Source organism: Clostridium sp. N3C (assembly GCF_900095445.1).
Classification (GTDB): Bacteria; Bacillota; Clostridia; order Clostridiales; family Clostridiaceae; genus Clostridium_AU.
In genome coordinates this window covers 1-13,778 of record NZ_FMJL01000031.1, presented here as the reverse complement: position 1 = coordinate 13,778, position 13,778 = coordinate 1, and the positions used below count along the sequence as shown (strand labels likewise).

Annotated in this window: 12 protein-coding genes; 8 read left to right on the top strand and 4 right to left on the bottom strand. The window is 33.0% G+C overall.

The window, feature by feature from the left end; genetic code table 11:
• Positions 1-27: 27 nt before the first annotated feature.
• Together N3C_RS09290 and N3C_RS09285 are read left to right on the top strand one after the other, a co-directional pair.
• Positions 28-741 (top strand): HAD family hydrolase, encoded by a 714-nt coding sequence (locus N3C_RS09290; protein WP_074365758.1) that lies wholly within the window; start codon positions 28-30, stop codon positions 739-741.
• A 15-nt stretch (positions 742-756) separates the two neighbouring features.
• Positions 757-1,173, top strand: coding sequence for a DUF3785 family protein (locus N3C_RS09285; RefSeq protein WP_074365757.1), 417 nt, complete (start codon positions 757-759; stop codon positions 1,171-1,173).
• 93 nt (positions 1,174-1,266) lie between these two features.
• On the opposite strand, the gene N3C_RS09280 is transcribed toward N3C_RS09285, so the two are convergent.
• Positions 1,267-3,174 (bottom strand): LTA synthase family protein, encoded by a 1,908-nt coding sequence (locus tag N3C_RS09280; RefSeq protein ID WP_074365756.1) that lies wholly within the window; start codon positions 3,172-3,174, stop codon positions 1,267-1,269.
• Between the two features lie 317 nt (positions 3,175-3,491).
• Between N3C_RS09280 and N3C_RS09275 the strand changes: the two genes are divergently transcribed.
• From N3C_RS09275 to N3C_RS09255, 5 genes are all read left to right on the top strand, one after another.
• On the top strand, positions 3,492-4,430 hold the full coding sequence (locus tag N3C_RS09275; RefSeq protein ID WP_074365755.1) for a M15 family metallopeptidase: 939 nt from the start codon (positions 3,492-3,494) through the stop codon (positions 4,428-4,430).
• A gap of 75 nt (positions 4,431-4,505) precedes the next feature.
• Entirely contained in the window at positions 4,506-4,715 is a 210-nt protein-coding gene (locus N3C_RS09270; protein ID WP_074365754.1) for a cold-shock protein, read from the top strand.
• Positions 4,716-4,993: 278 nt separating this feature from the next.
• A complete protein-coding gene (locus tag N3C_RS09265) occupies positions 4,994-6,565 on the top strand; it encodes a DEAD/DEAH box helicase (RefSeq protein WP_074365753.1) in 1,572 nt (523 codons plus the stop codon).
• A gap of 169 nt (positions 6,566-6,734) precedes the next feature.
• Positions 6,735-7,697, top strand: a complete 963-nt coding sequence (locus N3C_RS09260; RefSeq protein WP_074365752.1) for an aromatic acid exporter family protein — start codon at positions 6,735-6,737, stop codon at positions 7,695-7,697.
• Between the two features lie 28 nt (positions 7,698-7,725).
• Positions 7,726-8,739, top strand: coding sequence for a TraB/GumN family protein (locus N3C_RS09255; protein ID WP_074365751.1), 1,014 nt, complete (start codon positions 7,726-7,728; stop codon positions 8,737-8,739).
• A 65-nt stretch (positions 8,740-8,804) separates the two neighbouring features.
• Here N3C_RS09255 and N3C_RS09250 read toward each other — a convergent pair whose 3' ends face one another.
• The 3 genes from N3C_RS09250 to N3C_RS09240 form a co-directional block, all read right to left on the bottom strand.
• Positions 8,805-9,188, bottom strand: coding sequence for a PH domain-containing protein (locus tag N3C_RS09250; RefSeq protein ID WP_074365750.1), 384 nt, complete (start codon positions 9,186-9,188; stop codon positions 8,805-8,807).
• 143 nt (positions 9,189-9,331) lie between these two features.
• Positions 9,332-10,693, bottom strand: a complete 1,362-nt coding sequence (locus tag N3C_RS09245; RefSeq protein ID WP_074365749.1) for a PFL family protein — start codon at positions 10,691-10,693, stop codon at positions 9,332-9,334.
• Positions 10,694-10,710: 17 nt separating this feature from the next.
• Positions 10,711-10,980: an ACT domain-containing protein gene (locus N3C_RS09240; protein WP_074365748.1), complete on the bottom strand. Its 270-nt coding sequence runs from the start codon at positions 10,978-10,980 to the stop codon at positions 10,711-10,713.
• 281 nt (positions 10,981-11,261) lie between these two features.
• On the opposite strand from N3C_RS09240, the gene N3C_RS09235 reads away from it, so the two are divergent.
• Positions 11,262-13,568 carry an ATP-dependent Clp protease ATP-binding subunit gene (locus tag N3C_RS09235; RefSeq protein ID WP_074365747.1) on the top strand — a complete coding sequence of 769 codons (2,307 nt, stop codon included), beginning with the start codon at positions 11,262-11,264 and terminating at the stop codon, positions 13,566-13,568.
• Positions 13,569-13,778 lie beyond the last annotated feature (210 nt).

Genomic DNA, 13,778 nt, shown 5'->3' with positions numbered 1-13,778 from the left:
AATATTTGGTAATTGAGGTAAAGAGATATGTACGAAAATTATATTTTTGACTTGTATGGAACATTAGTGGATATTAATACAAACGAATCACGACGAGGTTTATGGGAAAAGTTTGCTTTATTTTATGGTTACAATGGGGCAATCTATAAGTCTACCGAACTTAAGAAGGCTTATTTGCAAGAAGTAAAAAAGGAATTAGATAGCAATACTAAAACAGAATATCCAGACATAGATATTACGGTTGTTTTTCAAAGGCTTTATAACAATAAAGGGGTAGATTGCAGTAAGGAACTTATCTTTGAAACTGCAAAACTATTTAGAGTTCTATCTGTAAACTATATAAAGCTTTATCCTGGAGTTATAGAGCTGTTAGAAAATTTAAAGGCTAAAGGGAAGAAAATATATATGCTTTCCAATGGACAGCGTAGTTTCACTGTTCCAGAATTAAAGTACCTAGGAATATATGATTATTTTGATGGTTTACATAGTTCTTCTGATATAGGAATATGCAAACCGGATCCAGCCTTTTTCCAACATTTAATTAAGGAACATAATATTGATGTTTCTAAAAGTGTATTTATAGGTAACGATCATATTGCAGATGTTGAAGGTTCCAAGAGTGTAGGACTTGATTGTATTTATATACATAGTAATCAATCTAGAGACATTACTGAAGTGGATAGCACCTATGAAATTTGGGATGGAGACTTGAGTAAGGTCTTAGAGTTCCATCGTGATTAAGTTTGGAGGAATAAGATGGAGAATTTTAAATTTACCTATATGGATAAAGCCTATGAGTTAGGAGAAAATAACTTAGAGTATTTCTTAAATGATGAGGAAAAGCCTGTAAGGGGTATAGATAGAGAAAGCATTATAAAACTGCTTCTTGAAGGAGAAGAAGTAAGCTTTAGCAAGGAATATTACGATGAACCTTGCGGCAATTGCTTAAATGGAAAGGTTTATGGACAAAAATATTTTAAGTTCTTAGAGTATCACTTTTTCATTTATACTAAAGATGGTAATTATGTTATCAGTAATATTTCTAAAGATAGAAAAGATAATTTCAGCACACTTCTTAACAGAGGTCTAGTAGATGATAGTTATATTGTAAGCCTTATGGTTTGTGACAATTGTGGTAATTATGCTATAGAAATTGAACAGTGTGAAATATAATTAAAAACTAAGGGCTGTGGCATTGTTTTAGTGCCACAGCCCTTAGTTTTATAGTTTCATTAATAATTAACTATTTTTATGAAATACATCATATTATTGATCTTCAGTAGGTACCTTGAAAAAGAGCTCCTGTGAATATTGTTGTCCCTTTAATAAATCATACTGAATTAACATATAGTCCTCTAGCAATGCTTTTTCTTCCTCTGAAAGTTCTGTTGTTTTTATATTATCCTGGGCATCTATTATCATATTTGGCTTTAGACCAGGAAAAGTTTTCTTTATTTCCTCTAACATAGCGTATTGAGGGGTAACCGGTTGATTTAGAAGATCATACAAGGTTACACCGAAGAATGCTGGACTCATAGTATTTAAATTTATTTTCTTCATATCAAAGTTTGAGTAAATAAACAAAGGAGTTTGCCACTTTAATCTCTGGCTATCAAAGGTTTCACTATCATATCCAGCCTGTTCATATAGATCGCTTTTAAAGGATGGAAGGTGGTCTCCAAAGAATATAACCACTGTCGGTTCCTCCATCTGTTCTAAAGTGTCTATCAAATTTCTTACAGCTATAGAGGATTGCTTTATACCTTCAGCATAGATTTCCATTTGATCCTTTGCCTCACCGGTTAATCCTTCTACAGTAATGGAGTTTTCCCCGTGTTTTCCTTCTTCTATAGGACTATGATTTTGCATTGTTACCGCGTGAATAAACATAGGAGAATCATTATTTTGAAGTTTGTCCAATATTTCTGTTACAACAGATTGGTCTGATACATAAGCATTCTCACTCAATCTATTAAGTGAAATTAAATCATCCTCGCCTATAAAGTTATTAAAGCCCATAGCAGAATAAACTTTATTTCTCTTGTAAAATTGTTTTTTATATGGATGAATAGCAAGGGTATCATAGTTCCTTTCTTCCAACATATTCACTAGGGAAGGGAAGAAGGATTTAGTATCAAAAGCCTGTTGATAAGGTATTGATCCAGGGTTTAAGTTGTACATAGATAGTCCTGTAAGAACTTCAAACTCTATATTAGCTGTATTTCCGCCAAAACCTGGTGATAACATCCAGCCTGAAGATGAATTAGCCATTACATCTCTTAAAGCGCTCATAGGATCTTCGCTGAAAGTTACAGCTTCTAGTGTCGTTGGATCCCAAAAGGTTTCATCCATAAAAGTGATTATGTTAGGCTGTATTTCAGAGCTATTAGTGCTCCTTTCTTTGTTAATTTCTATAGCCTTTTCGGTGTATTTATCCACTATCTCTTGAATTGTTTCTTCAGAGTAACCCTCTGGCTCTTTCATAATATCATTTTGAAGGTTAGATAAAAGTCCAAAAACAAATCCGTTATATTCATAATTACGAGGTTGATTCCATAAAACTATGTTCACTCCAGCATTGGCAGCCAGCACATTTATAAAACTATGGCTAAAGAATAAATAACAATAGATTATAAAGCTAGATAAAGTAAATAAAGCTAATCTAGATTTAGCTCCTATCTTTACCTTTGGAAGCTTTTTAACTGCAAATACTAATAACAAAATGAATACTACAGTTGCTGCAATTAAAAGAATTAAAAGATTTCCACCTACCATTTGAACAAGAGATTTTACATTTTTAATTTGATAAAAATCTACAGGGTATAGTGGTTCACCTAATATAGATATTTTCTTGCTGTTAGAATACCCTATAAGTTCTAGTATAACCAAAGCTATAATTGAGCTAACATATGGGTTTCCTATTATGGAGAATAACAGAAGATATAAGCAGAAAATAAAAAGACTGCTTAAAAGAAATATTTTATAATTTTCTGATATCCACCATATGGTAGGCATAAAGTTTTGAGACATTTGAAAGAATTGTAGAAAAAAAGTTGTAATTAAAGCGAAAACAAAGGAAATTAATATAGCTTTAGCTAATTTACTTTGTTTAATTTTTTTAAAACTAAAGTTTCTACAGTTATTAAATACAAAAGACCTAAATTTGGTAAACATTTCATCCTCCCATAAAAATAATAATTATCATCATATTTAATGAATATTACATCACAATATAAATATCCAATTTCAATCATGCTTTTTATATATTCCAATTGATGGCTGGAGTTAGATATCTATAAATATCAAATATTATAATATACCTTTTTCACAAAAAATTCAAAGTATATTATTAATATAACACAAACATCATTAAAAGGTAAATCATGGGAGAGGATATCATAAATATTATATGCTATTTTGGATAATTTGAAACTGTTTTTTTACATATTTTTTTAAAAGCAAGGTAACTCTAATACCTAGAGGTGAGTAACTTGAAAAAGATTATAATAATACTTTTAGTCTTAGGGGTTATTGGAAGTACCTGGTTAACTTCTAAAGCAATTATGGAAATAAGAGCGGTTTTTAAAGCGGAGGATAAGGACTATGTAAAAACTATGAAGCAGGACTTACTATGTTTAAAGATGGCCTATCCAGAATACATAGTTGGCATTGAAGTGAAAGAAGATGGCAAAGTTTATATAGTTATGAAATCTGGTAAAAAAATAATATATGATGATAAAAAGCAAAAGAGTCAAGAAGAGAAAATTGCCAACCCAGATTTGCAGGATATGCTAGAACAGATATATCCTCTTACTACTACAAGAAAGCTAATGGATAAAAACTTTGACCCTGGACGGGGTAGAGTATATGAATTAATGGGGGAAGTATATGGATCTAATGAGGCCAATATAAAAAAGAATCTTACTAATGTAGCAATAGGTGGTAGATATTGTCAATTTAATAAAAATAATAAAGCAGCAGAGTTTTTAAGTGCGGCTATAAAAGAAATAAATGAACTAATTAAAAATAATAAGCAAATAGCAGCTTTTGTATATCCTACCAGTGGTACCTTTAATTTTCGAAGGATAGCAGGAACTAACAGGCTAAGTGCCCATTCCTACGGTATAGCTATAGATTTAGCAGGAAGCAAGTGGGACTATTGGAAGTGGGCTACTGCTGAGCAAGGGCAAAAGCGACTATCTACATATCCTAAGGAATTGGTAGAGGTCTTTGAAAAAAATAATTTTGTCTGGGGCGGTAAATGGGGACATTTTGATATTTTACACTTTGAATATAGACCAGAAATAATATTGAAGGCAAAGTATTTTGGTGGAAAAGAAAAGGATAATGAAAAGTGGTACTATGGGGCACCAGAAGAGGATGAAAGAATTAAGGAATATATAAAGTATATTGATGATACCTTAAAGTAATAGTTGAATATAGATAGGGAACTTGGCTAATAATAAGGATGACTAACCAATCTAATATTTAAGGAGATGTTGCCTATGGCTATGTATACAGGTGTAGTTAAATGGTTTGATAATGAAAAGGGATATGGTTTTATATCCGCTAATTCAGGAAATGATGTCTTTGTGCATAAAAACAGTATTAGGGGTGAAGCTAATGATAAGGAGCTTCACGAGGGAACCCAAGTTATCTTTGATGTAGTGGAGAAGGAAAAGGGACCTATGGCAATAAACGTTCAGAAGCTTTAGGTAACGTCCAAGATAATAATAATTTGTTGCATAAATTTAATGTAGATGGTATACTTACAGGGGTTTTAAGTTTATTAGTTGGTTCTGTGAAGTTGGAATATATGATATAGATAATAAGAATAAGGTTTCTACAAGATGTTTTTCATTAGAAATTACTCTATAAGAATTCATTCTTATAGAGTTTTTGTTTGTGGGTATAATATTCGTAAAGAACCAAAAATTAGTTGTGAATCTTTGATAGATTGCATAAAATTAATTAGTGAAAGAGAGGGAAGCAGATGGAAGGAAATAAGTTTCATCAATTAGGATTATCAAAGGAAGTGCTAAAAGCTATAGATGATATGGGTTTTGAAGAACCTTCAAGTATACAAGCAGAAGTAATCCCTGTATTATTAGAAGGATATGATGCTATTGGCCAGGCTCAGACAGGAACAGGAAAAACCTTAGCCTTTGGAGCGCCTATATTGAGTAAAATGGAAAGAAAACAAGGAAAGATAAATAGTATCATACTTACTCCTACAAGAGAATTAGCTATTCAAGTTAATGATGAATTAAACCGTATTGCTAAATATACTAGAGTAAAGCTTCTACCGGTTTATGGAGGTCAGCCTATAGAAAGGCAAATAGCAGCTATAAAAAGAGGAATAGATATAATTGTAGGAACTCCAGGAAGAGTTCTAGATTTAATAAGAAGAAATATTATGGATTTAAGCGAAATTAAATTCCTGGTTTTAGATGAAGCGGATGAAATGCTAAATATGGGCTTTATAGATGATATAGAAGAGATAATAAAAAATTGCAGTAGTGACAGGCAAACTATGTTATTCTCTGCTACTATGCCCAGTGAAATAAGAAAACTAGCACAAAGGTATATGAGGAAGGATGCAAAGCATGTAACTATAGCTAAAAGTACCTTAACAGTATCTACTGTTAAGCAATATTACTATGAGATTAAGCAAAAAGATAGATTTGAGTCTTTTTGTAGAATTCTAGATGCAGATGAGCCTACGGCAGCTATTATTTTCTGCAAGACTAAAAAAGGTGTTGATGAGTTAGTGGAAGCCATGCAGGCACGCGGATATAATGTGGAAGGTATGCATGGTGATATGAGTCAGAATCAAAGGCTTAACACTTTGAGAAAGTTTAAGGAAGGTAGCATAGAGTTTTTAGTAGCTACCGATGTAGCTGCTAGAGGAATTGATGTGGAAAATGTAAGCCATGTAATCAATTATGATATGCCTCAGGATATAGAATCTTATGTACATAGAATAGGAAGAACAGGAAGAGCCAATAGAGAGGGAGTTGCTTATACTTTAGTAACCGCTAGGGAATATAGAACTCTTAAGCATATTGAAGCAGTGACAAAGGGTAAGATAAAAAGAAGAGAGATACCTAGTGTAGATGATATATTCTTGACAAAATACAAAAATATACTTTCAAGGGTGAAGACAACTTTAGAAAAGGACAATTATAAAAGATTTGTTCCTTTAGCTGCAGAACTAGATGAGGAATTTAATTTAGTAGATGTGGCTGCGGCTTTAATGGATATAATTTACAGTAAGGAAGTTAGTTATGACTATGATAGCAATATTATCGATAACTCTCCTAGTTACGTAAGATTATTTATAAGTGTTGGTCGTATGGACAGAATTGATCCTAAGACCTTATTGAAGTTCTTCAATAACAATGCAGATGTGAATAAGGAAGAAGTTGGAGACATTGACATACTAGACAAATTTACCTTTGCTGATGTATTAGAGGAAGTAGCGGATGATATAATTAAAAAATGTAGTGGTAAGAGATTGTGTGGTAGAAAGGTAAGAATAGAGGTTTCTAAGCCAAGGATTTAAGGCTTAGCTCAAGGAAAGTCCAATAACTAGAAAAACTTTATAAATAGTATATAGTAAGGTGGCTCAGAAGGGCCACTTTTTTAAATGAAGAAATTATACCCTACGCTTTGACATAAGCCATTTTACTAAGTACAATTGTGCTAAGTATAAAATTTTGAAAGGAGCATATATGAAATTTATAGGATATCGTACAATTAAAACAGCAATAGGAGCAGCCGTGGCCATAATTATAGCAGAAATGTTAGGATTAAAATATACAGTAGCTGCTGGTGTTATTACAATTTTAAGTACTCAAAGCACTAGAAGACAGTCGGTAGAAATAGCGGTGCAGCGAATATGTTCAAGCCTTTTAGCTTTAACAATAGCGACAATTATATTTTCTTTATTTGGCTATAGTCCAATTACCTTTGGTCTTTATCTATTAATTTTCATTCCTTCTGCTGCAAAATTAAAGCTGGCTGAAGGTATTGTAGTAAGTTCTGTTTTGGTTACACACCTATTAGTGGAAAAAACAGTACATTCAACTTGGTTACTTAATGAGCTATTACTAATGTTAGTAGGTGCAGGGGTAGCCTTGATTTTAAATCTATATATGCCTAGTATAGAAGGCAAGATAAAGGAAGATCAGAAGTATATTGATGATGCAATTAGAACTATTTTATTAAGCATGGCGGATGCTTTAAAGAAAAACTACGTTTCCATTAAGGAAGAGGATTTATTCCAAGCACTAGAGAAAAGGTTAGAAGAGGCAAGAAAAAGATCCTATAGGAATCTAAATAATTACTTTTTTGTAGAGACTAATTATTATGTAGAATATATGGAAATGAGAACGCAGCAATTCCATGTGTTAAATAGGCTACGAGAACATTTTAGAAGATTTTTTATGACCTATGAACAAACCATAATGGTATCAGACTTTACTGCAGAGGTAGGTAGATCCTTTCATGAGGAGAATACAGCGGAAGGATTACTTGCAAATTTGCAAACTTTAAGAGAAAGCTTTAGAACTATGGAATTACCTAAGGATAGAGAGGAATTTGAAAATAGGGCCATGCTATTTCAGTTTTTAAATGATTTAGAGGATTTTTTAATAATAAAATATGAATTTAAAAAGAGGTTTGCAAAGAAATAAATTTAATATGGAGTAAAAGGAGAATTTTATGGAAGGTATGAAATTGAGAAGATTTTTTAAGGTCAGTAATGCTCTATTATTAGTAATGTTAATTTTTACTATGCTTTTATCTACTGCTTGCAAAAAGGAAGATAATAATGTAAGAGAAAAAGCATCTAAAGAGGTATCTGTTAATAAAAAGCACAAAGAAACCTTTGCTAAAGAAGAAAAGAATGGGGAAAGTAATGTAGAGAAAAAGTATGGATCTGTTAAGGGATTTCTTTGGGAAGTAAAAAAGGGTAATGCTACTGTATATATGTATGGTTCTATACATGTGGGAGGCAAGGATATTTATCCTTTAGAAAAGACCGTTGAGGATGCTTTTGACGGTGCTGATGTATTAGTAGGTGAAATTGATATCAATAATATAAGTACGGAAGATGCTACCAATTACGCTTTCGATTCAATATACACCAATGGAGATACAGCCCTAGATCATTTGTCACAGGAAGGTAAGAATAAGCTTAACGAAGTGAGTAAAGAATTAGATTTTAATTATAAATTTATAATAAAATATAAGCCTTGGTATGTAGGATCAATTTTATCTAGTTATCAGATGAAAAAGGCTGGATACGAGGCTAATTATGGTATAGATAAGTATTTTTTTAATAAAGCAAAGGGTAAAAAAGAAATTGAAGAATTAGAAAGTGCTAAGTTTCAGATTGATTTATTAAATAGCTTTTCTGATGAAGAACAAGAAAAGAATTTCATTATGAGTATAGGAACTATTGAAGAGACAAAGGCTTCTTTGGATCAGATTTTTGATATATATAAGAAAGGTGACGAGGAAGCTATGATAGAGGCCCTAGGGGAAGAAGATAGAAGTAGTAATTATTATAAAAAGATGATATTAGATAGAAATAAAAATATGACCTTGAAAATAGAAGAATATTTAAATACGGAAAAAACTTATTTTGTGGTGGCAGGTTTAGCTCATTTTATAGGACAAGATGGTATTGTTCAGATGTTGAAAGATAAGGGCTATACTGTGATGAGAAAGTAGCTAAAGTAAAGGGCTTCAGTATATCTGAAGCCCTAAAAAATTAATCTATATAAATTGTTATTATTCTAGAAATCATAATCGCCATCATCGTAATCTTTACCGTATAAATTAGATACTCCATAGAGTTCTCTACCTTTTATGCCTAGCTTAGCCCTTTCCTGTTCTGCCATTTCACTTAGAAGGTTTCTAACCTGGCTTGGATTTTTTATTTTTTCTAAAACAAGTTCCTTATGTGTTTCATCAGCGGTATAAAGGGTTACGCTACCAACTCCTAATATTTTATCTAAAAAGGTTCTGTTTAGTCTTACATCTAGTATTCTGTAAACCACTAACTCATCTTCTACAGTAGAAAAAAAGCCCTTACTAACATAGAGTCTATTGTTTTCTAGTCTATAGCGGGTAAAAGATATAGGCATTCCTAAAATTCTTTTTTTATCCTTCCATTCCATGAGCCATGCCCCCTTAGAAATCTATTGGTCTTTACTATAATCTAATTTTATCTTAATATGAAAGATATGTGAAGCAACATCTTATGTTTTTGATGAAAGTAGCATAATAAAAAAATCCAGCCCAAGGCTGGATTTTTGCTTTACTAATTTTTGAAACTGTGAATAGGTGAAGGAATCCTTCCGCCTCTTTCAACGAAAGCTTCGCTGGAGAAGGAATTTACCTTCATTATAGGAGCATATCCTAAGAGTCCCCCAAATTCAACTGTATCTCCTACATTCTTACCAGGAACAGGAATTATTCTTACAGCTGTAGTCTTATTATTAATTACCCCAATAGCCGCTTCATCAGCGATGATTGCGGAAATAGTAGCAGCAGAGGTGTTGCCTGGGATAGCTATCATATCAAGACCTACGGAGCATACGCAAGTCATAGCTTCCAGCTTTTCTAGAGTAAGGGCACCGGCTTCAACGGCGTTTATCATCCCAATATCTTCACTAACAGGTATGAAAGCTCCACTTAGGCCTCCTACATGACTGCAGGCCATTACGCCACCTTTTTTTACTGCATCATTTAGTAAAGCTAGAGCTGCAGTTGTACCTGGAGCTCCACAGCGTTCAAGGCCCATTGATTCTAATATATGGGCCACACTATCTCCTACTGCAGGAGTAGGAGCTAATGATAGATCAACAATTCCAAAAGGAACATTAAGTCTTTTGGAAGCTTCATTAGCTACAAGTTGACCCATTCTTGTAATTTTAAAGGAAGTTTTCTTTACTGTTTCTGCTACTACATCAAAGGGAGCATCTTTTATCTTTTCTAAAGCCTTTTGTACAACACCGGGACCGCTTACCCCTACATTAATAACGCAATCTGCTTCTCCTACACCATGGAAGGCGCCGGCCATAAAGGGATTGTCTTCCACAGCGTTGGCAAATACCACAAACTTAGCACAGCCTATGCCATCTCTATCTGCAGTTAATTCAGCAGTTTGCTTAATTACATGTCCCATTTCTTTTACAGCGTCCATATTTATGCCCACTTTACTGGAACCTATATTTACGGAAGAACAAACACGTTCTGTTATACTTAAAGCTTCAGGAATTGATTTTATAAGGATTTTATCACCCTTAGTATAACCTTTATGTACTAGGGCTGAGAATCCCCCTAGAAAGTTTACACCAACAGCTTTTGCCGCTTCATCTAAGGTTTTAGCAAACTCTACGTAGTTAGTATCATCAGTAGAACCAGCTATAATAGAAATTGGAGTTACAGATATTCTTTTGTGAATTATTGGAATACCAAATTCCTTTTCAATATCTTCTCCAACCTTTACAAGATTTTCAGCTTTTTTTGTGATCTTGTCGTAGATTTTTTCTCTGCATCTTTTACCATTGGAATCACAGCAATCAAGCAAAGATATACCCATAGTAATGGTTCGTACATCTAATTTTTCTTTTTCTATCATTTCGATAGTTTCGATAATTTTATCCTTATTTATATTCATAACTCTGCCTCATTCCTTTATATTTCATGCATTGAATTAAATATGTCTTCGTGTTGGGCCTTTATGGATACTTCCAATTCCTTGCCCTTTGCTTCTAGACGTGCAATTAATTCGTCAAAATTCACGTTCATTTCTTTTAGGTCTACAAGCATAATCATTGTGAAATATTCCTGTAGTATAGTTTGGCTGATGTCAAGAATATTAATATTACAGTTGGATAATTCACTGCTTACTGATGCGATGATTCCTTTTTTGTCCTTACCTATAACGGTTATGACAGCACGCATAAAATAGCCCCCTTTTAAAAATATTAATGTTTTTTCTGTTATTTTGTCTATTATACTCTTTTTTTAATTATATTGCCATATATAATAAGTAAAAGCAAGAATTTTCCTTAAAAATAAATTGCTTTTTCAGGACATTTTTTTAACTAGTTATGGATAAGTTAAATTGTAAGATATCAATATTTTTAAATATTTAAATACTACCATTACTTACATTATGGTATACTATATTTATATGTATATTTCATAAGCAATTTATGATAAGGATAGAGAGGAAATTCTATATGAAGAGATGTTCGATTTGTAATAAAAACTTAGCTGTAATTTTCACAACAAAGGTTGAAGGTGGCAAAACTGAAACTCAAGGAATTTGCCTTGATTGTGCAAAAAAGATGGGTCTTCCAGTAGTAGATCAATTGGTACAGCAAGCGGGAATAACTCCTGAGGAGTTAGAAAATTTAAGTGAGCAGATGAATAGTATATTTCAAGATATAGATATGGACGACATCATGAATAGCAATACCATGATGGAGGCCTTCAGCGCTATAATGCCTATGGAAAAGAAAATAGAAGATTCTTTCGCAGATAAGTCCTTAGATAGCAATAAAGACATTAATTCTAACAAAGGTTCAGAAAAAGAGGTTAAAGAGTGGAACCGTAGAGCTAAGGGAAAGAAAAAGAACTTAGATAAGTATGGTATCAATTTAACCCAGAAGGCCTTAGATAAAAAAGTAGATATAGTTGTAGGCAGACATAGAGAAATTGATAGGGTAATTCAAATACTTAATAGAAGAACAAAAAACAACCCTATTTTGATTGGTGAGCCCGGTGTAGGTAAAACTGCTATTGCAGAAGGTTTAGCTGTTCGTATAGCGGAAAAACAAGTTCCTGAAAAACTCTATGATGTTGAGGTGTATTTGCTTGATTTAACAGCAGTAGTGGCAGGTACTCAGTTCAGAGGACAGTTTGAAGGAAGAATGAAGGCTATTATTGATGAAGCTAAGGAACTTGGGAACATAATTCTAGTTATTGATGAGGTTCACAACATTATAGGCGCTGGAGAGGCTCAAGGTGGAGCTTTAAATGCTGCTAATATATTAAAACCCGCTTTAGCTAGAGGAGAGATACAGGTAATTGGTGCTACTACCCTGGAGGAGTATAGAAAGCACATAGAAAAGGATACTGCTTTAGAAAGAAGATTCCAGCCTATTATAGTAGAAGAGCCTACTGTACCAGAAGCTATAGAAATATTAAAGGGTATTAGAGGCTACTATGAGGATTATCATAAGGTAAGAATTTCTGATGAGGTTATAGAAGCTGCCGTTAATTTATCAAAGAGATATATAAATGATAGATATTTACCTGATAAGGCTATAGATATTATAGATGAAGCTAGTTCAAGAGCTAACCTAAAGAACAAGGGCTTAGTTGAGCTTAGATCCTTAAAGGATGAGCTAGAAAAGATAACTGCAAAAATTGAAGAAGCTTCTCTTAACAATGATTTTGAAAAGTCGGCTCAATATAAGGTGGATCAGTGTAGGTTAGAAGAAAAAATAGCTGCTATTGAGAAGGAAAGTGCCTTTGTTGATTTAACTGTAGAGGATGTTGCCTATGTTATAGAGGCATGGACAAAGATTCCTGTGCAAAAAATTACAGAGGAAGAAGCTCAAAGACTCATGAATATAGAGGAAAGGCTTCATAGTAGAGTTGTTGGCCAAGATGAAGCAGTAAATAATATTTCTAGAGCAATCCGAAGAAATCGTCTTGGAATCAGAAAGAAGAAAAAGCCTAGCTCCTTCATATTTGTAGGACCTACAGGGGTAGGAAAGACAGAATTAGCAAGAGCTTTATCTATAGAACTATTTGGTACCGAAGATGCTTTGATTAGGGTAGATATGTCAGAGTACATGGAGAAGCATACCGTTTCTAAGTTAATTGGAGCACCTCCAGGATATGTAGGTTATGATGAAGGCGGACAGCTCACAGAAAAGGTAAGAAGAAGGCCCTATTCTGTAATCTTAATGGATGAAATTGAAAAGGCTCATCCAGATGTCTTTAATATGCTTTTACAGGTTTTAGAAGACGGAAGGCTTACAGATGGTCAGGGTAGGACTGTATATTTTGAAAACACTATTATAATCATGACTTCTAATGCTGGCACAAACTATAAGTCCTATGGTATAGGATTTGCTCAAGAGGGTTACTCTGTTATAGAAGCTAAAGTGAAGGATGCTTTGAAAGAAATATTTAAGCCGGAATTCTTAAATAGAGTGGATGATATAGTAGTATTTAATCCTCTTAAGCGAGAGGAATTGTACGAAATTATTGGCTTAATGCTAAAAGAAGTGGCAGAAGAAGCAAGAGAAAGAAAAATAGCAGTGAACTTTACAGAGGCCTTGAAGAACTTTATATTAGAAAAGGGATATGATCCAAAGTATGGAGCAAGACCTTTAAGAAGGACTATTGAAAAGTATGTAGAAGATGAAATTACCGATGCATACTTAATGAAAAAGATAAAGGAAGGCTCAGAGGTTACTGTTGATGTAGTAGATGACAAGGTGATTATAAAATCAGAAATTGCTGCAATTTAAGAAATTGCAGCAATTTTTTTACTCTATAGGAAATTATATATTTAAGAAATTGTGGATAAGTTCGATAAATTACCTATAGGAGTATTAAATTGGGTGATTATTTCTATGAGTAAGATAACTATTAAAAGTATACTTGAAGATAAATTTGAAGAATTTTGGGAAAAACTTTCGTATAGGCTACCTAAAGATATGCGAGAGCATATCTTTAAT